At 23.9% G+C, this 22,846-nt stretch carries 28 protein-coding genes and 1 pseudogene; 22 read left to right on the top strand and 7 right to left on the bottom strand.

The window, feature by feature from the left end; genetic code table 4:
* Positions 1–1,000: 1,000 nt before the first annotated feature.
* Together AACK96_RS03175 and AACK96_RS03170 are read left to right on the top strand one after the other, a co-directional pair.
* Positions 1,001–1,978 carry a hypothetical protein gene (locus AACK96_RS03175; protein ID WP_338974992.1) on the top strand — a complete coding sequence of 326 codons (978 nt, stop codon included), beginning with the start codon at positions 1,001–1,003 and terminating at the stop codon, positions 1,976–1,978.
* Positions 1,979–2,215: 237 nt separating this feature from the next.
* Positions 2,216–2,560, top strand: coding sequence for a hypothetical protein (locus tag AACK96_RS03170; protein ID WP_338974991.1), 345 nt, complete (start codon positions 2,216–2,218; stop codon positions 2,558–2,560).
* A 66-nt stretch (positions 2,561–2,626) separates the two neighbouring features.
* Here the strand turns inward: AACK96_RS03170 and lpdA are convergent, their stop codons facing one another.
* The 6 genes and pseudogenes from lpdA to AACK96_RS03140 form a co-directional block, all read right to left on the bottom strand.
* Entirely contained in the window at positions 2,627–4,123 is a 1,497-nt protein-coding gene (gene lpdA / locus AACK96_RS03165; protein ID WP_338974990.1) for a dihydrolipoyl dehydrogenase, read from the bottom strand.
* Between the two features lie 16 nt (positions 4,124–4,139).
* The gene (locus tag AACK96_RS03160) at positions 4,140–5,441 is read right to left on the bottom strand and encodes a dihydrolipoamide acetyltransferase family protein (protein ID WP_338974989.1); all 1,302 of its coding nucleotides are present in this window, start codon (positions 5,439–5,441) and stop codon (positions 4,140–4,142) included.
* 30 nt (positions 5,442–5,471) lie between these two features.
* Positions 5,472–6,512: an alpha-ketoacid dehydrogenase subunit beta gene (locus AACK96_RS03155; protein WP_338974988.1), complete on the bottom strand. Its 1,041-nt coding sequence runs from the start codon at positions 6,510–6,512 to the stop codon at positions 5,472–5,474.
* Between the two features lie 2 nt (positions 6,513–6,514).
* Positions 6,515–7,672 carry a thiamine pyrophosphate-dependent enzyme gene (locus AACK96_RS03150; RefSeq protein WP_338974987.1) on the bottom strand — a complete coding sequence of 386 codons (1,158 nt, stop codon included), beginning with the start codon at positions 7,670–7,672 and terminating at the stop codon, positions 6,515–6,517.
* Between the two features lie 274 nt (positions 7,673–7,946).
* The gene (gene msrB / locus AACK96_RS03145; RefSeq protein WP_338974986.1) at positions 7,947–8,387 is read right to left on the bottom strand and encodes a peptide-methionine (R)-S-oxide reductase MsrB; all 441 of its coding nucleotides are present in this window, start codon (positions 8,385–8,387) and stop codon (positions 7,947–7,949) included.
* Between the two features lie 29 nt (positions 8,388–8,416).
* Positions 8,417–8,587 (bottom strand): annotated as a pseudogene (locus tag AACK96_RS03140) (NADH-dependent flavin oxidoreductase); the annotation flags it as partial.
* 718 nt (positions 8,588–9,305) lie between these two features.
* Here AACK96_RS03140 and AACK96_RS03135 point away from each other — a divergent pair.
* The 10 genes from AACK96_RS03135 (at position 9,306) to AACK96_RS03090 (ending at position 12,306) form a co-directional block, all read left to right on the top strand.
* Positions 9,306–9,452 carry a hypothetical protein gene (locus AACK96_RS03135; RefSeq protein WP_338973430.1) on the top strand — a complete coding sequence of 49 codons (147 nt, stop codon included), beginning with the start codon at positions 9,306–9,308 and terminating at the stop codon, positions 9,450–9,452.
* Positions 9,453–9,467: 15 nt separating this feature from the next.
* Entirely contained in the window at positions 9,468–9,725 is a 258-nt protein-coding gene (locus AACK96_RS03130; protein WP_338974540.1) for a hypothetical protein, read from the top strand.
* 2 nt (positions 9,726–9,727) lie between these two features.
* The gene (locus AACK96_RS03125) at positions 9,728–10,165 is read left to right on the top strand and encodes a hypothetical protein (RefSeq protein WP_338974541.1); all 438 of its coding nucleotides are present in this window, start codon (positions 9,728–9,730) and stop codon (positions 10,163–10,165) included.
* Positions 10,155–10,448 (top strand): hypothetical protein, encoded by a 294-nt coding sequence (locus AACK96_RS03120; protein WP_338974984.1) that lies wholly within the window; start codon positions 10,155–10,157, stop codon positions 10,446–10,448. Before AACK96_RS03125 ends, AACK96_RS03120 begins: the two co-directional genes overlap by 11 nt.
* A complete protein-coding gene (locus AACK96_RS03115; RefSeq protein WP_338973522.1) occupies positions 10,417–10,629 on the top strand; it encodes a hypothetical protein in 213 nt (70 codons plus the stop codon). Before AACK96_RS03120 ends, AACK96_RS03115 begins: the two co-directional genes overlap by 32 nt.
* Positions 10,629–10,904, top strand: a complete 276-nt coding sequence (locus AACK96_RS03110; RefSeq protein WP_338973523.1) for a hypothetical protein — start codon at positions 10,629–10,631, stop codon at positions 10,902–10,904. Before AACK96_RS03115 ends, AACK96_RS03110 begins: the two co-directional genes overlap by 1 nt.
* Complete coding sequence (locus AACK96_RS03105) at positions 10,904–11,191, top strand: hypothetical protein (protein WP_338973525.1); 288 nt, start codon at positions 10,904–10,906, stop codon at positions 11,189–11,191. Before AACK96_RS03110 ends, AACK96_RS03105 begins: the two co-directional genes overlap by 1 nt.
* Before the next feature lie 166 nt (positions 11,192–11,357).
* A complete protein-coding gene (locus AACK96_RS03100; protein ID WP_338973528.1) occupies positions 11,358–11,483 on the top strand; it encodes a hypothetical protein in 126 nt (41 codons plus the stop codon).
* A gap of 111 nt (positions 11,484–11,594) precedes the next feature.
* A complete protein-coding gene (locus AACK96_RS03095; RefSeq protein ID WP_338973530.1) occupies positions 11,595–11,840 on the top strand; it encodes a hypothetical protein in 246 nt (81 codons plus the stop codon).
* A 1-nt stretch (position 11,841) separates the two neighbouring features.
* Entirely contained in the window at positions 11,842–12,306 is a 465-nt protein-coding gene (locus AACK96_RS03090) for a hypothetical protein (protein ID WP_338974983.1), read from the top strand.
* Here AACK96_RS03090 and AACK96_RS03085 read toward each other — a convergent pair.
* Positions 12,303–13,426 (bottom strand): IS3 family transposase gene (locus tag AACK96_RS03085; RefSeq protein WP_338973306.1). Its coding sequence is split into 2 segments (ribosomal slippage): positions 12,303–13,183 and positions 13,183–13,426, totalling 1,125 coding nucleotides; the frame shifts between segments, so codons are not numbered across the junction. The two genes, AACK96_RS03090 and AACK96_RS03085, sit on opposite strands and share 4 nt — an antisense overlap.
* 139 nt (positions 13,427–13,565) lie before the next feature.
* Here AACK96_RS03085 and AACK96_RS03080 point away from each other — a divergent pair.
* The 10 genes from AACK96_RS03080 to AACK96_RS03035 are packed head-to-tail and all read left to right on the top strand — an operon-like array spanning position 13,566 to position 22,845.
* On the top strand, positions 13,566–13,883 hold the full coding sequence (locus AACK96_RS03080) for a hypothetical protein (RefSeq protein WP_338974982.1): 318 nt from the start codon (positions 13,566–13,568) through the stop codon (positions 13,881–13,883).
* A 14-nt stretch (positions 13,884–13,897) separates the two neighbouring features.
* Positions 13,898–14,056: a hypothetical protein gene (locus AACK96_RS03075; protein WP_281748859.1), complete on the top strand. Its 159-nt coding sequence runs from the start codon at positions 13,898–13,900 to the stop codon at positions 14,054–14,056.
* Between the two features lie 41 nt (positions 14,057–14,097).
* Positions 14,098–14,286 carry a hypothetical protein gene (locus tag AACK96_RS03070; RefSeq protein ID WP_338973407.1) on the top strand — a complete coding sequence of 63 codons (189 nt, stop codon included), beginning with the start codon at positions 14,098–14,100 and terminating at the stop codon, positions 14,284–14,286.
* 16 nt (positions 14,287–14,302) lie between these two features.
* Positions 14,303–14,680, top strand: coding sequence for a hypothetical protein (locus tag AACK96_RS03065; RefSeq protein ID WP_338973404.1), 378 nt, complete (start codon positions 14,303–14,305; stop codon positions 14,678–14,680).
* 18 nt (positions 14,681–14,698) lie between these two features.
* Positions 14,699–15,880 carry a hypothetical protein gene (locus AACK96_RS03060; protein ID WP_338973539.1) on the top strand — a complete coding sequence of 394 codons (1,182 nt, stop codon included), beginning with the start codon at positions 14,699–14,701 and terminating at the stop codon, positions 15,878–15,880.
* Positions 15,881–15,894: 14 nt separating this feature from the next.
* A complete protein-coding gene (locus tag AACK96_RS03055) occupies positions 15,895–17,592 on the top strand; it encodes a hypothetical protein (protein ID WP_338974062.1) in 1,698 nt (565 codons plus the stop codon).
* A 3-nt stretch (positions 17,593–17,595) separates the two neighbouring features.
* Positions 17,596–19,482 (top strand): hypothetical protein, encoded by a 1,887-nt coding sequence (locus AACK96_RS03050; protein WP_338974544.1) that lies wholly within the window; start codon positions 17,596–17,598, stop codon positions 19,480–19,482.
* Between the two features lie 4 nt (positions 19,483–19,486).
* Positions 19,487–19,609 (top strand): hypothetical protein, encoded by a 123-nt coding sequence (locus tag AACK96_RS03045; RefSeq protein ID WP_338973392.1) that lies wholly within the window; start codon positions 19,487–19,489, stop codon positions 19,607–19,609.
* 16 nt (positions 19,610–19,625) lie between these two features.
* Entirely contained in the window at positions 19,626–20,867 is a 1,242-nt protein-coding gene (locus tag AACK96_RS03040) for a hypothetical protein (protein WP_338974546.1), read from the top strand.
* Positions 20,818–22,845: a hypothetical protein gene (locus AACK96_RS03035; protein WP_338974981.1), complete on the top strand. Its 2,028-nt coding sequence runs from the start codon at positions 20,818–20,820 to the stop codon at positions 22,843–22,845. The genes AACK96_RS03040 and AACK96_RS03035 overlap by 50 nt, the downstream gene beginning before the upstream one ends.
* Position 22,846: the final 1 nt, after the last annotated feature.

The following is a 22,846-nucleotide window of genomic DNA, read 5'->3' as shown; positions in this document are numbered from 1 at the left end:
TTTTTTTTGTTTTACAAAATTTATTTATTTTTCATAAAATTAGTTTTTTACTCTTATTAAAGTCAAAATACTACGATTTTAATAATCTATTTTATAATTAATTTATAGTAAAAAATGCTTTTAACCAATAATTATCGCTAATACTAAAGTTTTTTTTTACAATTAATAATAATTTCCAAAAAGAAGAAGTTTAAAATATTATGTGTTAGAATAAGAATACAAGATTCACACTATCACATCTTGTCCCATAAGTGTTTAACTAAGTTTTTGATTATAAAATTAATATTTAAAAAATTAGAAAAAATATAAAAGTTTATAAAAAACTTGCATAACAAATTATACTTATTTAAAAATTATTAGACTCCCTTGTATAAAGAATTTGAGATAAAATATGAGCATTACTTCAATTTTAAAGTATATGTTGATGTTATATAAATATAATAATAGTAACCTACTTTAAAATCATTAAATAATTTTAAAAATAACATTTTAGAATTTAAAGTTAATAATATTTTTTAACTTGTTTAAAAAATATTAAAATTGGTAATTTTTACTAAAATTTAAAAAAGTCATTTATAATGATAGAAGATTAAAAGAGATAACTGACTTTTAAAATATATTTTAATTAAAAGTTATCAAATTATAAAAGAAAGTTAGGTGCCAAATAATGTTAATTAATATAACAACTAATAATTGCATCATTAAAATAGAGTTTTTTATTTCAATGTTTCATTGATGCAAACTTAACTATTGAACAAAAAAAATACATCTGATTATCTAATGATTTAAAAAATTTTTAAATATTTTTTCAAGTCATTTAAAAAACTAAAGTTAATAGTCATTTTTTAACTTGTTTAAAAAAATATTAAAATTGGTAATTTTTACTAAAATTTAAAAAAAGTCATTTATAATGATAGAATATTAAAGAAAATAGTTGACCTTAAAACACTTTTTAATTAAATTATTAAAACTACAAAAAAAGAAAGTTAGGTGCCAAATAATGTTAATTAACAAAACAGCTGATGAGTGTATTATTGAAACTGGCGGTGCTTTATTCCAATGTTTCGTTGATACAAATTTAACTGTTGATCAAAAAAAAATGTGTATAAATTGAATTGTTTTATTTTTAAACTATCAAGATGCAGTTATTCTTTGTGATGAAGAAAAAATTAATAGTTTACAAAAAGAACTTTCAGAAACATTCACAACAGATTATTATAAAAATGCTTTAAAAGAATTTAATAATGCAAATCTTATATATAAAAAAACTATACTTACCAATTTTAAAAACGTATGTTTGGAAAATACTTCACAAGATATTATTAATATTATCACTCAATTCCATCAGTCATTTATTAAAACAATAGATGAACATAAAAAATCACTTACCTTTTTGAATTTAAATAAAATATATGAAAATCTTTTATTATTATTTTTTATAATTCACTACCATTTAGGCTATCAATTTAAACAAGAATTAATTCCAATCATTAGAAGTTTCACTAATATGATTAAAATTCCTATTTATATTGAACAAAATGATAGTCATGTTAAAATGTTATTAATGAAAAAAATTTTGCAAGATAATGAACAATTATTTGAAGATCTTGAATTAATTCAATTGAGAAATTTTATTCATAGTTTAGATGATATATTTGCTAATGGTCTTAATATTAGTAGTGCCATTGAAAAATTAATATTAACTAGACCACATAAAATAAAACATTCAATGAATATGTTATTTAAAAAACACGGTATTAAACTACAAGAAATACTTTGAAAAAATAACAAAGAAAGTAATCCTACCATTGGTAATATGATTATGCACTTATTTGCTTATGAAACATATTATGTGCAAAGAAATCACAACTATGAAACATATGAACAACTAGTATTAAATAATGTTTTAACAGATCCTCTTTTTCAAAAAATATTTGTTGAATATAAAACAAAAAATCAAATTAATAAGGTTATTTAAAAATAATAATTACTTTAATTTTCTAAGTAAAAAATTAAAGTAATTTTTTTTACACTTTTTTATACAAATTAAAAAACATAAATCAAAATATATATTATTTTTTTTATATCTAATCTTGATATTTAAAAATATAAATATTTTTAAATATCATTATAAAATTAACTTGTCACTACTATTGGTTTTTTCTCCAAAGTGACATAATTAACATTTTTTTATATTGAAAGGAACAATAATAAAATGTCAACAAATAAATATGATTTTGATATTGAAAAAGATAAAAATTGAGAACAAGCAGTGAAATGTAAAGAAAATATTTTTATTAAATTCCGAACAGAAAAAAATAGCATTATATGCAAATTATTAGAAGATAAAGATAAAACAGAAATGCAACAAAATGAAGTAAAAACATTTCAAACACTATTTAAAAAAAGAACGTCAGAAAATAATAATTTATGTAATGAAAATTTAGAAAATATACAATTTGAACAAATAACTACATGAAATAAATATTTACAAAAAAAAATTAACAGTAATACCACTAATTATTTTTTTGACAAAAAAAGAAGAAGTAATACTTTTTAATCAATATTATATTAATTTTACAATAAAAATGTACCTTTAAATTTTTAGGTACATTTTTATTATTTTCTATTTTTTATTAACTTTGTATCATTCTAATTCTAAATCTTGTGCAACATCCATAACTACTTCTGACATTGTTGGATGTGGATGACAAGAAGAGGCTAATTCAACAATAGTACCTTCCGTTTGCATAATATTAACAATTTCAGCGATTATATCAGTAGCCGTTGAACATAAAATATGAGCACCTAGAATTTCTCCATATTTTTTATCAATAATTATTTTAACAAAACCATCAGTCTCACCATCAGCCAATGCCTTACCATTAATAGTAAATGGTATTTTCTTCATCAAATATTCTTTACCTAAAGATTTACATTCAGTTTCAGTTAAACCAACACTTGCCACTTCTGGGAATGAATAAATACAACTAGGCATTTTATTATAATCTACTTCTTGCTCTTTCAATGGATGATTATCAGCATCGGTTCTACCTTCTTTAACTAAAATATTATTAAGCGCTGCTAATCCTTGTGTTGATGCAATATGAGCAAGCATTCTTTGACCATTAGCATCTCCAATTACATATATATTATCAATAACATTATTGTTAGCATCTAAAGCTTCCAATTTATTATTTACGGCAAATGCTTGATTAGGCTTAATTTGAATTCCCAAATTAGTAAAACCTTCAGTAATCGGCGTTCTTCCAGTACTTAATAAACAATAGTCACTAGTTACTGTTAATGGTTTTTTATGTTCTTTATCGGTTGCAGCATAATAAGTTAAAGTTTTATCCTTTAATTCATTAACACTATGACCAGTAATAATATTAACACCATTTTTTTCAAGAATTTTAGTTAAAGTTGTGCTAATATCTTCATCTAGTAATGCTAAAATACGATCTAAATATTCAATAATAGTAACTTTAGTACCAAGTGTACTAAATAAACAAGCAAACTCAATTCCAATAACACCACCACCAATAATAGTTAGTGTTTTTGGAACTTCTTTTAAAGAAAGAATTTCAGTCGAAGTTAATAATGTTTGGTTTGTTTTTAAATCTTTTTCACTTAAACCTTGTGGACCATTAGGATTATCAAACATTTTTACTTTTGAACCAGTAGCAATTATCATATATTTAGTAGTATATTTCTTTTCTTTACCATCTTTAGCTTTCACTAAAATCGTATTTTTATCAATAGCACTTCCAATCCCTAATAATTGTTCTACTTTATTAGCTTTCATTAAAAAGCCAACTCCACCAGTTAAACCTTTAACAACACCAGTTTTACGATCTTGCATTACTTTTCAATTAATTTCAATATTTTTTTTATCTTTAATAGCAACACCATATTTATCAGCATTTTCAATATAATGAAAAACTTTTGCGCCCTTTAGTAACGTCTTAGTAGGAATACATCCAACATTTAAACAGACTCCACCTCAGTTATCTTTTTCAACAATTGCAGTTTTTAAACCCATCTTTGCTGCTCGAGCCGCTGTTACATAACCACCAGGGCCTGCCCCGATAATTATTAAATCAAAATCATAGTTAGACATCTTTTACATTTTCTCCTTAAGCTAAAATTAATGTTGGATTTTCTAATAACTCTTTAAGTCGAGAAAGGAAATAACCAGCAGGTGCACCATCAATAACACGATGATCAATTGAAAGTGATAATGGAAAGAACTTATGTTCAACAATTTTACCATCAGCAATAATTAGTTTTTTTTGCATCATCCCTAGACCCAAAATTGCTACCTCTGGATAATTAATAACTGGTGTTCCCATTTCAATTCCTGCTGAACCAAAATTAGTAATAGTAAATGATCCACCTTGCATTTCATCACCTTTTAATAGCCCCTTACGAGCTTTATCACCTAATGAATTAACTTGTCTTGCTATTTCAAATAATGAAAGTTGATCAGCATTTTTAATAACAGGAACTACTAAACCCTTTTCAGTATCAGCTGCCATACCAATGTTATAATATTTTTTAACAAGAATTTCATTATTAGCCATGTTCAAAGTTGAATTAAGTAATTTAAATCGTTCTTCTTTTAACGCTTTAGAAACAGCCTTTACAAAGAATGGCATAAATGTTAATTTAGCACTACCATCTGGATCTTTTTCCGCTGGTTCTTTTAAAGTTGCACGTAATTGTACTAAGTTTTCAGCATCAACATTAATCATTAAACTAACATGTGGTGCTGTATAAACTGATAATGACATTTGATTAGCAACAGCCTTACGAATTCCTGATAATGGTAAATGTTCAACATTACCAAAACTTTCGATTTTAGTAACATTAATACCTTGTGAACTAATAGTTGTAGCAGAAACTGAAGATATTGAATTAATAGGTGTTGTTGATGCAGTAGTACTAGTTGTTGTACCACCATTCTTGGCATTTAATAAATCATCTTTTAAAATTCTACCACGAGGACCAGTTCCTTTAATTGTTCCCATATCAACACCTAAGTCACGAGCCATTCTACGTGCTAATGGTGTTGCTAATACTTTACCCGTTTGTTGAATAGGTTGCACATTTTGTTTTGGTAATTCAACTGGTGATACTGTAGATGTACTAGCAACTGATTCAGATTTTGGTGAAGAATTTGTTGATGAAGGACTTTTATTATCACTAATCGTTCCACCAAACTCAACAATAACAGCACCTGATTTAATACTATCTCCTTCTTTAACAAGAATCTTAGAAACTTTACCATCCGCTTCGGCTTTAATACTATCTGAAGCTTTATCTGCTTCAATATCAACAACATTATCACCTTTTTTTACATTATCTCCAACTTTAACATGAATTTGAGTTACAGTAACTTCATCGATTCCATCCATATCTTTAAACTTCAATTCCATCTTTTCACTTTCCTTTCTTTAAACAACTAACTAAACTGGATAATTCATCATTAGTTTAACTTTTTCCATAATTTTATCTGGACTAATTATAAATCATTTTTCACCTTTAGACAGTGGAACAGTAATATCATAACCTGTTAATCTTGTTGGAGGACATTCTAAATATTCAAAACACTTTTCATTAACAACGGTAATAATTTCTGAAGCAACTGAAAATGAACGAACCGCTTCTGAAACAACTAATAATCTTCCTGTTTTTTTAACAGAATTAACAACTGTTTCTTCATCTCATGGTTGTAATGTTTGTAAATCAATTAATTCAATTTTAAAATTTTCTTTTTCTTCTAAAATTTTAACAGCAGCTTCACAATCATAAACTTTTGAACCATAAGTTACAATCGTTAAATCAGGTTTTTCTTCAGACTTATACTCTTTAAGAACTTTAGCTTTACCAAGAACAGCCACTTCATAAGCATCACTAACTTCTTCTCTAACATCATATGTATAATTATTGCTAGTATAACTATTGAAATAAGTTCCTAAACATTCTAAAACAATAACAGGATCTGGACTTTCAATTGCTGCCAATAATAATTTTTTAGTATCATTAGGTTTTGAAGTCATAACTACTTTTAAACCTGGAATATGACAAAATAAAGCTTCAATTGCTTCTGAATGATGCTCCAAAGCACCATTATTACCATTATTTCAATCATATGAAGGCATACGTACTACCATTGGACAAGTGAATCTACCACGAGAACGATTTCTCATTCGTGCAGCATGACATAACAATTGTTGAAAAGCAGGGAAAGCAAATCCTGAAAATTGCATTTCAATAATTGGATTTAAACCATTAATTGCCATTCCAACGGCACTACCAGCAATAACTGCTTCAGCAATTGGTGCATCAAAACAACGATTAACGCCAAATTTTGCTTGTAAACCTTTAGTTGCTCGAAAAACACCACCAACATTACCGGCATCTTCACCATAAACAACAACATTAGGATTTTTTTTCATTGCTAATTCTAAGGCTAAAGTAATAGCTTGCACATTATTTCTTTTCATAATTATTTTTTCTCTCCTTCATTGAAGAAAGCTTTTGCTTCTGCTTTTTGTTCTATTAATTGTGGTGTTAATTTTTCATATGTATAATCAAATATTTCATCAATTGAAATATTTTCATTTTTTAATGCTCAAGTAATTGCATCATTAACCTTTTTAGTAATTTGTTTATCTAATTCTGCTTGTTTGTTGTCATCTCAAAGTTTAATTGATTTTAAATATTCTCTAATACGATCAATTGGATCTTTTTTTAATCATTCTTGTTCAATTTTATAATCTTCAGCAGAAAAATAATCTTTTTTAATATCAAAAGCAGAATGCGCATTTTGACGATAAGTAACAGCTTCAATTAATGAAGGACCATTACCTTTTTTTGCTCTTTCAATTGCTTCTTGTGTAGCATAATAAACAGCAAAAAAATCATTACCATCAACACGAATATTAGGTACGCCAAATGCTGTTCCTTTTTGTGCAAAAGTTGGACTCATTGTTGCTTTAGCAGTTGGTGTATCTAATGACCACTGATTATTTTCAACAAAGAAAACAACAGCTAATTTATGGATAGCAGCAAAATTAATTGCTTCAGAAAACTCACCTTCAGAAGTACCACCATCACCAATCGTAGTAATAACAATTCCTTTATCTTTTTTATATTTTTCAGCAAAAGCAATACCTGTTGCATGTGAATATTGAGTAGCAATTGGAATATTAACTGGTAAAATATTAACACCTTTCGGCATTTGACTTCCCATTTCATTTCCTAATCAATATTGAATTACTTTTTCAACTGGATATCCAGCAGTAATTCATGCTGCATTATTACGATAGGCTGGTACTAATCAATCAATACCTGGTCGTAAACAACTAGCATAAGCAACTTCAACACCTTCTTGACCTTTTGAAGATAAAAAGTTAATAACTTTTCCGATTACTTTTGGAATTCCATTTACTAATTTAACTTGTCCTTTTTCATCTTTTTCATAGTTTAATTCCATTTGCATTTGTTCTTGTATTCGTGAAAAACACATGTTTTCATATGCTTTTAATAAAACCTTACTATCAAATTTTTTTAAATAATCAACAAAATTAGGATTAATTACTCCTTTTTCATTTAATATTTGAAAAATTTCTTTTTGGGGATTATCAAATTTCTCAACTCACATTTAAATTTTCCTCCTAAATATTTTAGCTAATTGCAGTTACACTTTTAATTATACTAATTTTTAAAATAATGAATGAACATACCTTTTCATTATACTACTAATAATTGTTGGTTCAAGATAATTTGTACTAAAATATTAATTTATCTCCCGTTTTATTAATATCGTTGTTTATTTATTTTTTTACAACATAAAGTCCTAATAAAATTAGGACTTTATAATAAAATTTATAATCATAAAACATTATCAAGATAATAAATATACAATAAAAATATTTTTATTTAATGTAAGATAAATATTCTTCATATCCTTCTGTAATCATTTCTGATAATGGAATAAAACGTAAAGCTGCTGAATTAATACAATAGCGTAAACCGCCTTCTTTTTGTGGACCATCCTTAAAAACATGCCCTAAATGAATATCAGTTTTTTTAGAACGTACTTCAGTACGCTGCAACATTAGATTAGTGTTATCTTCCTTTTTAAGGATAACTATTTCACTGATTGGTCTTGTAAAACTTGGTCAGCCATGACTAAAATTACATTTATCTGATGATGCAAATAATGGTTCACCTGATAAAATATCGACATAAATCCCCTTTTCCCTATTATCTCAATATTTATTTTTAAAAGGAAGTTCCGTTACTGATTTTATAATGACCTCATATTGTAAAGTAGTTAACTCATTAATAGTTTTAATTTTTCATTTTTGTTTCATATTTTTATTACCTTTTTCTAAATAAAATATTAATTTTTAGTTGAATAATTATTTTCTAACTTTCTTAACTCATCCCTAGTATCTTTAGGTAAACTTTCACCATAATCCATAAGTTTAACCATTTCCTTAAAAGCAGCTTTAGGAATAGCTAATTTTTCAATATCTTTTTCAGTAATATGTAAATTAATTTTATCAATTTGCATAGTTTTTATTGGGAGCGTGTCGAAGATGTCGATAACTAAAAAGTTTTAAAAATAGCTCCTTTCTTTTTTTACCCTTGAATTAAAAATAAATGACAAAAGACGAGAATAAAAATCTTGTCTTTTTTTTGTAATTGTAAAATTTTAAAATTTTTAATAACCGTCTTTAACGCTATTATCAACACGTGTTAGGGAACTAAAAAAGTGAACTACAACACAGTTGTTAAAAATAGTAGCTAGAACATGTGGACTTGCATGGATAAATAAAAAGTGGAGTGATACCTAATAAAATATACTAACCATTAATGGTAATTCTTGGGGTGGGAGCGAATTGGAAACTAGTATATATAGACCTGTTGTAGGGACCTATTGTATTAATTCTATTCTTTATTTAACCAACCTTGCCACTCCCCAGTGAGCAAGTGTTGGTTTTATTTTTTATTTTTTTTGAAAAATTTTTTTGGGCGAGAAAATAAATTTCAAACTTGTAAAAAAAATTGAGCGGTGCCGGTTCAATTAAAATATTAATTTGTTTAACACAAATTAAATAAATATTGAATCGAATGCCTCGATTTCTTTTTAAAATTTCACAATTTATTTTTGAGCCCAGTTTTCATGGAATGAATAAAACGAATAGTAGTATTATTAATAATCTAAAAATCAAAATATATGTTCTTTATGCTAGAAGCAACAGAACATATTAGAAAAGGAATATTAAATGAAAAATTATTTTTGCTGAACATGTAAACAAAAACAATTATATTATTTATTCTTTACTACTAGTGATATTAAAACAAGAAAAAAATTTTTAAGAGACAAAAATGGTAAAGCAATTTGTTATGACTGTATTTTAAAAATAAGTTAAGTAGGAGGTATAAATATGGATAAAACAAACTGTACAATAGATGATTGTAAACTTTTTATTAATCATGATGGTAAATGTAAAACTGAATATGATTTTTGAATTAATAAAGAAAAATTAAGAGAAAAATTTAAAAAAGAAATAATTAATGAATATAAAGAAAAATTAATTAAATATTTAGAAAATAAAATTGAAAATGATGGATATAGAAGTGCAAGTAATGATTCAATATATTATTCATTAATTAAAAAAATCAATAATCAAGAATTTGATTAATTATGCAATATGAATTAATTATTGGTATTGACCCAGCAGGAATTGGTAATAATGGAATTGTTATATATTCAAATGAAACTAATAATATTACTTTTAATGAAACATTCAAAATTAAAACAGTTTTAGAAAGTAAAAATATATATAAAGAATATTTTAAATTAATTAAAAAACAATTTATTAATCAAAAAATATTAGTTATTGTAGAAAATTTCTTTTTAAGCTCAAAACAATTATTAACTAATCCATTAGCAACACCTAAGATTATTGGTGCATTAATGGTATTAGTAGAAGATGTTATGAATTGAGATTATTTAGAAAGTGAACCAAAAAATAAAACTAAAATAGAAAATTATAAAGGAAATATAAAATTAACAAAACATGAACAAGATGCTTATAAGCATATTCAATACTATTTAAGGAATTATAAAAATGAAAGATAAAGCAAATTATGTCAAATTAAAAGTAAAACTGAGTAACACTATTGAAGCAAAATATTACGAAAAAGGTAATAAGGAATTATATTATAGTGTTCGTGGTCAATGAAATGGATTAAATTATGTTACTTTAATTTTTAATAACCCAAAATTTTATAGACGATGTATTTTATTAAACAAAAACGATGAAATTATTGTAACTGGTCAAATTTTTAATACTTTAAATATTCCTAAAAATCGTGCATTTTGTTGAATCAATGTTAAATGATTTAAAAAATGAAAAGAGTAAAAAAATGATTAAAAATACACCATTAGAATATATTAATGACAGAATTAAGCAGCATAAAGAAAATATTAATAAATATACAAAAGAAATTGAAAGATTGCAAAATTTTATTAAAACAAATGAAATTAGAATGACTGAATTAGAAATAATAAAAGATATTTTACAAAAAGGAGAAAAAATATAATGAATTTTAATCAAAATCCAAAACAAATGACTGATTTAGTAATAAAAAAAGAGAAGGAAAAAGTATTAGAAAATTTAAAAATTAAAATAGGAACTCTTGCATTTAATAATATTGAAGAAGAAATACATTATATAAATTTAATAATAAATAAAATGTCAGAACATATTTATTCATTAGAACAAGAAATAATTAGAAAAAATCAAATAATAAAAGATAAATTGGAACAAGAAAAACTTGAAATTGCTAATCAAATTAAAAATAAGGAGAATAATTAATGAATAGATGTACATTTTCACAAACTACTAAATTTACTAGTTTAATACCACCACATGATGAACATTTTGAACAAATACAATGTGAAAATATGACAGAAGAGCAATTTGATGAATATGGAAGAGTATATTGTAAAGAACATAGAAATAAAGTTGATGAAATTAATAATTCAAGACATAAAAATTGTATTAATAAAGAAAAAATAATTGAATATTTAATTGAACATGACACATTAGATATGGAATTAATAATTGAATATTTAGAAAAAGGTTACTTTGATAATGAATAAATGTGAACATGAAGATGTGAGTATTGAATTAGTATTTAGATGTGATAATTGTAAAGCTGTTCAATTTCAACATCCAAAAAATAATAAGGAGAAATAATTATGAAAATTTGTAAAAATTGTAAAGAAAATTATAATTGACCAAATTGCGAAAATTGTTTTAAAAATAATGATAATAAAAATTAAAAAGAATAATAAATGTGGTTATGGTAGAGTTTTTGCTCATAAATGTAATAACTTATGTAAACAAAAACAAAATAAAAGAGTTAGGAAAGAAAGGTTAAATTATGAATAAAGAAAAATTTATTAAATATATTAATGATTTAATTGAATTAGAGCCAGCACGGAGAACGGATGTAACATTATTTATCTTAAATAAACTAATAGAAAATGGAGAATTTGACTAATGATAATATTACCTACTTTATTTGAAAATAAAGATGAAATTGAAATATTATCACCATTTCCCAAATCAATTCATACAAGTAATGATATTAGAGCAATTATTTTAAGACAATATCCAAATGTTAAATCAAAACACATAATTGTTTCTGACCCCGAAAGTAATGTTGCATTAATAGTTGGTGATAATGATGTTTATCAAGGTTGAATTAAAGTAACAATTAAAAAATTAGAAATTAAAGGAGAATAAAATGCCAAACGAAAATACACAATCAAATTATACTTTAACCAAATTAATTAGAACTGGTATAAGTCCAATTTGTGCAATGATTGGTACAAGTGCTTATTATGGTCAAGTAATTGCTAATCCAATATTAGGTTCAATTAATAGTTTATTATTTGGTAAAAAATTAGGTTTAGATATTTGAAATTTAAATCAAAGACCAAATACTAAAACTAAATTAATTAATAGTTCTAAAAAAATTATTTTAGGTTTAGGAACAATTGGTTTAGCAAATTATAGTAAATGAACAGAAAATAATATTACTCCAATTATTCCAACAACACCAACTCCAATAACTACTACAACTACAACTGAGGGTCCACCATGATTATTATTAGATAAACAAGATAATCAGTCATTAATGGATTGAGATACATATATTAGTTTAAATGCTTATGGTATTTCAAATCTTTGGAATGGCAACCCTTTTTAGGACTGTTTTTTGGTAGACACTTGTTTTTGATAATTAACTGGAGTTAGGTAGTTTAAGGTGCTGTGAATTCTTATGTTGTTGTATCAATTGATATAATCAAATAATTCTAATTTTAATTTGATTAATGATGTAAAATTTTTATCATTAATAAATTCAGTTTTGAAAGTTTTAAAAGTTGCTTCAGCAACAGCATTGTCATAAGGACAGCCTTTTTTGCTTAAAGATCGAGTTATGTTGAATGCTAATAAAAGTTTATCAATAGTTTTATTATTAAATTCGTTACCGCGATCGCTATGAAATATTTCAATATCTTTTAAACAGCGATTTGAGTGCATAAATGCTTGATATACTAATGATGCATCTTTTTTAGTACCTACACTATGTCCAATAATTTCGCGGTTAAATAGGTCTATTAATAAGCAAATATAGTTTCACTTACCATTAACTTGAACATAAGTTAAATCACTAACAATAACTTCATTTTTAATTTTATTATTAAAGTTTCTATTAACAAGATTGGTAATTTGACTATCATTGACTTTATTATGATGATTTTTGAATGATAATTTAGTGTATTTTGATATTAAATTATGCTTATTCATAATTTGTTTAATTTTTCTGCGTGATAAATAAATTTCTTGGTTTGCTAGTATGACTTTTAATCTTCTAGTACCATAAACTTCTTTATTTTCTTTAAAAGCACTAATAACAGCTTCATCATAAATATTATTTTGATTTTTATTTTTTTTCTTTAAATTAAAATAATATGTTGATTTAGAGAGTTTTAAAAAACGACACATTGTGCGAATTTTATATTTAGATTTATTATTTGCAATAATTTCTATTTTCTGCCTATTATTAGTGCTGCTTGCTTTAAAATATCATTTTCCATTCGTAATTGTTTTAATTCTTTATTTGCTTGAATTAATTGTTTTTCTAAATCAGAAAGATTATCTTTGGTTTTAAAACTGCCTGAATTAGTAAATTGCTTAATTCATTTATAAGTAGCCGCTCTTGTAACGTTATATTCTTTAACAAGACAAGATACTGACTTGCCACTTTGATATAAAGCTACTATTTGTTTTTTAAATTCATCTGAATATGAGTTAATATTGGCCATAATTATTTTCCTTTCTTTTAACTAATTTGTGAACTTGTCTACGTAATTAGTGTCCAATAAAGTGTAACCCATCCATCTTATTAGTGGATTAACTGAGTTAATACCTAATAAATTTGAAGCAATAAGAAAGATATGTAATATGGCTACTGGTGGTTGTTTAATATCAAGTGGTGTTGCTATGGGTATTAATAATGATTTTAATAATGCTTATGCAGTACCTACCATAATTGCTGGTGCAAGTGAAATAATCCATAATTTATTACCAATAGAGACAAATCATAGTAGAGAAATGCAAGAAACAACATTTACAAATGAAGTTTCAAGATTAATAAATGATAATAGATTTACTATTAATAGTGAAACAACTAGTCAATATGGTAGTGATAATCTAAGCGAAGTACCATTAAATACTGATAATGCTTCATTAAATTGAGATTACAATCACATGAGTTTATAAAGGAGGTGAAAAGTATGAATAAAGAAAAATTAATTCAATATTATGATGATAAATTAAAACAACATGAAAAAGATTTAGAAGACATACGACTGAATGAACGTTTAATTGCAAATCTTTTAATGGATGCAAAATGTATGATTGAAAGAATTATTAAAGGTGAATTTGATGAATAATCAAAAATAAAAAAATAAATAGTTGAAAGGAAAATATTGAAATGAAAGAATTTTTACATGAATTAATAATTATTGGAACAAGTGTTGGAATATTAATTTGCAGAGAAATTATTGTTTTATTAAAAAGATTTATCACAACTCCAAAACATGTTAGAGCAAATAATAAAATTATAAAACATCAAAAAAAATTAGCAAAATTAAATGAAAAGATTAATAAAGAAAATAAATAAAAAAGTGGTGATGTAAATGTTAGAAAATGAAAATAATGTTCAACAAACAACTGAACCTTTAACTGAAAATAATGCTTCTTCACAAGAAATAGAAAATAAAGTTAATGAAGCAGAAAATAAGTTAAATAAACTTAATCAAGAAATTAAAGAAAAAGAAATGATTAATATATTTAAAAAATATCAAGTTAAAACGGAATTTTATGAGTTTTTAAAATTTAAAACAAGTAATATAGAAAATTCAAAAATTGAAGAAAGTATTAAAAAAATGATTAAAGAACAACCAGTATTTAAAGAAACAATTAATACAGGTGGCAAACCACAAACAATAATAACAAATCAACAAAATTCAATAAAAAGTACATTATTGGATTATAAAAAAAATAATAATTTATAACAGAAAGGAAATCAAAAAATGGCAATACAATTCAATAAAAATTTAGATAATACCGAAAAATTAGTAGAAGCACCAGAGTTTATAGAATTTTATAAACAATCAAATTCACCATGAGCAAGTTTTTTTCCTATCGAAATGGTTAATTCAACCAAAATTGAATTTATAGTTAAAAAACCAAAAAATTCAGAAATTAAAGTATTAAAATGAAATGATAAAAGTAAAGGATTAGATGTTAGTTATGCTGAAACTATTAAAATTTTAAAAGAAATTAAAGAAGAAGCAGTTGCAGGTGAAATAATTGCTAATGTTGATTTAAATGCTGAAAATGGACAAAATTTATTAAATACAATGCAATATGAAGTTGCTAATGACTTAGCAGATTATTTAGCAAATAATGATACAAATGTAATTGCAAAATATGCAACTAAAGTAGATATTACTGATAAATCACCAGTAGGATACTTAAAATCAATGTTAGATGCTTGAAATACTTTATTTCAATTAAGAAATAGTAATAATTGTCGTTTTTTTATTACTAATAATCTTTATGATAATATTGTTTATTTAGCTAATAATAAAGGTTTAATTACTGATAATCAGATTGCACAACAATTAAGATTAAATGGAAATGATTTATATATTAAAGGTGTACTATGTCAAATTGTAATGGATGATTATATGACATTTACTGATAATAATGAAACTAAAATTATGTCTTTTGTTTTAGCAACACCAAGAGCAATGAAAAGATATATGTTACAAAATACAGTTGTATATGTTCAAGATATTGCTGATGGTAAAGTTGGAAGAAGATATTTAGTTGGTGGAGAAGTAACTGGTGAATCAATACCCTATATAACAGATGAAGAAACAACTTCACGCTGAATGTTATGTGCAATTGTTAATAATGATAAAAATGATTTAAAAACTAAGATTACAAGTTTAACAACTGATATTACTGCAAATGTTAATAACAATAATAGTGAATTAAATACACAAATAAAAAGTACTAATGAACTTAAATCATTAAATCCAAATTTAACAAATCCAACTATTAAATATTTTAGTGATGCACAAGGAAAAACTAATGTAAGTAATCAAAAACAAAAAGCGGGTGACTTATATATAACTATTACTGCAAATGTTAATGATTTAAATTATAAAGGAACAACAAATCCAATTAAAATAACTCTTAAATAAAGGAAATTAATATCATGCCAATTGGTACAACTAGTACAGCAATACTTTTAAACATAAATAAACCAAAACATACTAGAACAAGTAACCAACAAGAAAATAAAAGTTTTTGATGAGAAATTTTAGAAATGATTGGTGTACAAGTTATAGCAGTAGCACTTGCTCCTTTTACTGGTGGATTAAGTGAAAGTGTAGCCCTTGGATTAGGTGCAAGTGATTTAGTTGCTAGTATTAGTGCTGTTGGTGTAGAGTTTTTAACTGATTTTACTATTAATCAAGTTTATGATTATTTAAAAGGAAATGTAACAAAATTAAATACTTTCTTTAATATACTTCCTGCATTTGCTGGACTTAATAAAATTAGTCGTGGTTATCGTACAAGTAAATTTATTAAACTAGCACAAAAAACTAAAACATTAGAACAAGTGGGAATTAAAGAAGCAAAAAATTTACAAGAAATTATTAGTCAAGTAAGTGGAAAAGAAATTTTAACAGATAAAATTATTGGTAATAAACGTTATTTAATGAATTATAGTTTTACTCCTAATCGTGAAACAGTATTACGAGATTTAGGTTATGTTGCTGAAAGACAATATAAAAATAATTTTCAAAAATTAGAAGCACAAGAGTTAAAAGATTACTTATTATTACAAAATACATTAATAAAACTAAGTCCACAATTAACTCCTAAATTTAAAATTAAAGATATTGAAAAAGCAAATAACTTTTTAAAAAAATTTAATACTGATTTAAAAAAAGTATTATCTATGAATCAGCATGATTGATTAAATTTAGTTCATACAATACATACAGAAAATAGATATGGAAAAACTTTAATTTTAGATTTACAAAAAATTCGTGCTAATTCTATTAAATTTAATTTTAAAAATAATATTATTCATCAACTTGTTTTAAAAGCAAATCAAACTTTTAAATATTTTGATATTAGATTTTATTTAAAAAAAGGTTTAAATAAATTTTGAAAAGATACACCATATTTTGAAAAAATAAGAGAAAGTATATATAAATTACAAGAAAAATTTGAAAAGTTAGAAAAACAAGCATTTGAAAAAATTAATAAATTAAAAGAAAAAGCAACTGATTTATTTACTAGTGCAGAAAAAAGAGCAATTAAACATGCACAATTAATTCCATTAAATTCACCAGTATTTATGGGTTGTAAAATTCAACCTTTGTCATTAGATAAATGTGCAATTACTATTTATCATCGTAATCCTAAATATAAACCAATTACAGTTGTTGATAGTATTCTTAAAGCAAAAACTTTTGTTACTCAAATACATCCATTTCATTGATATCGTTGATATAGTGGTTGATACATTGGTTATGGTGTTAATCGTAATAAATGATTAAAAGCAATAGCATTTGCTCCACCAGTGGTGCAACAAGTAATTAGAGATAGTTTTAAAGTATATAGAGAAATATTTAGAACTATTAGAACTTATCATAAAGTAGTGAATGTTATTAATAATCCTATTGAAAATATTAATAAATCATTTAAAAGTGTTGGTTTAAAATTTTCAGTTAATACTTTATTTGGTACTGGACTATTACATCATTTAGAAAAATTTGCATATAGTCAAATTGTAGAAAAAGGGAAAAAGAAATTACAAAAAGAAGTTATTCATATTGCACATAGAAAAACTAAAACAAAAACTAAACATTATAAAAAAGCATTTTTTAAGGAATGATAAATTATGATTAATAAACTTTGAACTGATGTCAGTTTAGAAAATTATAATAACTGATATCCATTAACTGGAAAAATTACAGAAACGCCACAGCAATACATACAAACATGACCTAATGTTAATGATTGATTTATAACTTTTGCTATTCGTGCTCAAAATGATATTAATGCTTATCTTGATTTTATTTTATCTAAATTTCCTTTTGATAGTTTTAAAGATGAATTAATTAAAGAAACATTAAGAGATATGGTTTATGTAATGGTTGAACATTGAGTATTTAATCGTACACCAATTGAATTTAATGTTGATGCTACTATTCAATTTAATAATGGTACTCAATTTAGTGCAAATAGTACTCCTACAATTAATGTTTGAGATTTAGCACCTAGTAGAATGAAAATATGAGCAAGATTAACAGAATTAAAACAAATATTTTCAAGTTATAATGATGATGAAATAGATATTGAAAAAATTGACTTAAAAGCATTTTATACTAGAAATCAAATTGATAAATTAATTAAAGAACAAAAAGAATTTACATTATCAAAACAAATGAAATTGTATGATGATTTAGTTGATGATAATGAAAATGAAATATATAGAGGTCCTGTTACAAAATTTATAAATAAAGGTTATGTTGCAACAGATTATGATAAAGAATCTGAAACAATGATTTTAGATTGACCTGATGAAATTGGTACATTACCACCCGAAGCATTACAAAATAATCCACAAATTGGTGATTATACACATGCACCAACTTGTGATTTTTCTGCTAAACAACAAAAACGAATTACTACTAATGAAAATGAAATTACAAAATTAAATACTGAATTAATTAAAGCAAACGAAAATATTAATGATGTTAAAAATAATTGATTTAATATCGAAACTAGTCCCCTATGAAAAAAAGTTGAAAATAATAATATAGAAACATTTAAATGATATTTTATTAAAATCAGTTATCAATATTCAACAGAAAATGACTTTATGAAATTTTATAAAGTAATTAAAATTTATTTAAATAATGTTTTTAATGAATTTGAATTGTTAAATGTTGATTCCATGACTTATAATGAACAAATCTCAAATAAAAATATTTTAAATATTGGAACTATTTACTATGACAATAGAAATAAAAAATTTAGGGGTGGAGGTAATTCTTATCCTGAACGTGGAAAAATTAATTTAATTGGTGATATAAAAGAAATATATCAATATCAAGGAATAGATACGCCAACTGAATTTATAGCAGAAGAAAGTACTGAACGTGATTATTATACAAAAATAGAAACTAATAATTTATTAGATAAAAAGCAAAATAAATTAACTACTGGCGAAAATATTAAAATTGATGAAGTAACTAATACTATTAGTGCTATTGGTGGTAAAACTGATTTATCTGATTATTATAAAAAAGAAGAAGTAGATAAAAAAATAGAAGATAAAATGGATAAAGACCATTTTAAATATGTTTTTTCTATCAATACTATTAGTACTGAAATTCCTAATTTAGAAACTACTGATAAAACTATTGCCGGTGCTATTAATGAATTAAAAGATATTCCTCCAACACCAAGTCCAAGTCGTTCAAATTGAAAAGAAGTAGGAACAAGAGAAAAAAATAAATGAGATAATTGACAAATTACTTATGATTTTATAGTTAATAAACATTATAGAGTTTATTATTCTTGAAGTATATATAATCCAGTTTATACTATACAAGAATTTATTATAACTGATAAAAAAATTGATGGTGTACAAATACAAACCTTTAATGATAGTGCTAATATAGTAATTTTATCAGTTCAACATGCAAAATTGATTACTATTTATAGCGGAAAAGGTAATTTAAAAGGTAATGTATGAAAATTAGAAGAATTACAGGAATAATATTATGTTTTTTAAAATTATAAAAATTATTTTAGGTTTAATTGGAGTACTATTATCTTCTGCAACTGCTGGTTTAATTATATTTATTATTGTAAAAATTGTATTAAAAATTAATCAAATATTTTAGAAAGGTGGTGAATATTATGTTAAGTTTATTTAAAAGAAAAGATAAAACAAATACTAGTGATAATCAAAATGAAAAAGTAAAATTTTTAACTAATAAAAATAAAAGTACACATGCTTCTATTTTAAATTATTTTGGTTTTAATGATTTTAACCATGAAACTTATTTTACTGATTTTGTAGCAGAAAATAATGCTAATTTATATAATGCTCCATTAGATATTAATAATGAAACTATTAAAAAATACTTAATTCAGCAAGAATTTTATAGAAAAAATTGAAATTCTATTTTTAAATTAAGCAAATTAGGAATTAGTGGTTATTTAATTTTTATTGCTAATGATGATTTATATTTTCAAGTAATAGATATTCAACAAAGAGTTTATGATATTACCGGTAAATTAATTCAATGTACTATTTTTTATGATAGTTATCAACAAAATGCACAAAATGTAAGATTATTTGAAATTTATACATTAAATAATGAACAAGTAACTATTAATCGTGCAATTTATAGTATTAGTGATAATAAAAAACAATTTCCATTAGATTTTAAATCATTCATTAATAATCCAAATTTAGAGCAAGAACAAACACTAAATATTAATTATATACCAATAGCAATTATGCGAAATAAAGCAAATGAATTAGCAGATTGTGATAAAGTAATGGATAAAATTAAAGCATTAGATGTTATTTATGAACAAATTGTTTTAGATACTATTTTAAACTCACCTAAATTTATTTTTAATCAAACTTATGGGAATGTTCAATCAGCATTAGAACAAACAGTAAGAACTTTGGTTACTAAAAACTACATATTTAAAAGTGGTGGAGATAATAACGAACAAAATGAAAATATTAATATGACAAATAGTAATTTTAAAGGTAAAAATTTAACTGATATATACGATTGAAATGTTAATGAAATATTTAAACGTTGTGGTATTCATATACCAAGTCAAAAGAAATCTGCACAACAATCAGTTCCCGAAAGTACAGCTGTAAATATTTCAACTATTAATTATATTGAACAAAAATTATGACAATTTAATATTGATATTCTTAAATTTATTCAAATATTAGTAAGCATAGATAAAGATTTATTAAATAGTAAAACATTTAATATTAATGATGAACAAGAAATTAATAATTTAACAGTTAAACTACAATTATTTAATCCCGAAAATAACCAATTAATAGGAGAGAACAATGGAAAACAACAACAAACCACAAACGAAGTTTCCACAGAAACAAACTAAACTTAATCAAGCAGAAGTTGAAAATGATTATTTAATAGATAATATTCCTTATGATTTTACTAATATGATGAGAGCAACTAGTGACCCAGATATTAATAGAGCATACGATGAATTTAAAAAAAGAACGATTTATATTTATGAAATTGAACGTTTATTTAAAAATAATGAAAATAATAGTTTAAAATTTTCAGCAAATACTATTAAAATTGGTTTTATTGATATTGATAAAGTATTAAAAACTACTGCTGTTGAAACATCTGATTTTACTATGCAATTAAATCAAAGAGCAAGTACCAATATTAATGATAATACAATTGAATATAGTATGACTGATATTAAAAATTTAATTTTTCAAGAAATAAATTTATTAAATCAATTTAAGTTATATGCTGTATCTATTAATGAACCCTTAACTGAAAATAATATTGATAATTTATATATTATTAATAATTATTCACAGCCTTATCAAAATCCAAAAACAAGAAGTACTAAAAGTATAACTATTATTAAAATTAAAGATTTTAAAACAAGAGATGGTTATCCAATCATTATTAAATTACAAAAACCATTAGATAAAGATACCAAAGTAATTGGTTTAAAAATTAAAGCCCCTAGAAGCATGATTTTTGGCAATATAAAGGTACTTGGTGAAGTTGACAATATGGAAGTATACCCAAAGTTATTTGTTAAAGATAAGATAGCATTTCCGCTATTATCAATGCCTATTGAAACTCAACCAAAAGTTAGAATTTTACAACAATGATTTAGTGAACAAATATTACCGTGAAATTTAGCAAAACAATTTATAGGACAAGAAAAATCAGTTTTAGATTTAATTAAAATTAGTACTGGAACTGAAACAAGAAGAGAAGTTATTAAAAACGCAAGAGTTACACATACTTGATTAGGATATCAAATGGGAACTGTTTGAGATGGTAAATGACCATTAAAAAAACAAAAAGAATTAAAAGATAAAGAAGTTTGAAATTTTGCGGGTGAAAGTCAATTTTATCAATATGTTGCAACTAATAATAGATTTGATGATATTGAAATTGAAATAAAAGACGCACCAACTAATGATAGTTTACAACAACTATTATTAGATATGCTAAGTTATACATATAACTATAATAGAAACTTCGAAGGTGATACATATAATGATAATGGTAAACCAAAAAATGATATTGCAAAATTACGTGCAAAATTTGAAGGACAAAAACCTGATGAAGTAATTACTAATTTATTTAAACAATGAAAATTAGATTATCCTAATTACATAAATTTACAACAAGTAAAAATTTTTAAACAAATATTTATCATGTTGTCGGAATATATTTATTCAATATTATCAATTAATAAAGGTTTAAACGATGATAATAAGATTTTATTACCATATTATTTTGAATTAAAATCAAGTCCAATACATCCTAATAAAGATGATATTTGACAATTTAAAGATGTAAAAGTAATACTAAAATCTGCATATTTTGATTTTGCATATATCAATAATATTAAGTTAAAAAATAATGATATTAGTCAAAATGAGTTATTTAAACTTGATGATAATCAATTTAATTGATTATCCATTACAAATGAATTAGAAACGAATAACATACCATCATTAATTCCAGCGGATTGAACCTTAGGTAATGGTGAATATGGTAAATACTTTACAAGAGCAATTATTAGTAATAATAAAGTGGAAAATGCTTTAAATTTATATGGTTCAAATAAATCTCAATTATTTTCAAAATTAGAATTTTATAAAGAAATTTTAAAAATTGATAATAATAGCGAATTTGAATTAAAAATTGAAAATCCGATTAATAACTTAAATCGGATTGAAATTAGTGGCATATTTGGTGCTGGAAATTATGATTTAATTTTAATAACAGATAAACAAGAAATAAATTTAACTAATATTAATTTATTTGATAAATATAATGAAAATATTTCTTATATAAATTTAGAAATTTAAA

Source organism: Spiroplasma endosymbiont of Tricholauxania praeusta (assembly GCF_964019535.1).
Classification (GTDB): domain Bacteria; phylum Bacillota_I; class Bacilli_A; order Mycoplasmatales; family VBWQ01; genus Spiroplasma_E; species Spiroplasma_E ixodetis_A.
This window is presented reverse-complemented; position numbering and strand designations above follow the sequence as displayed.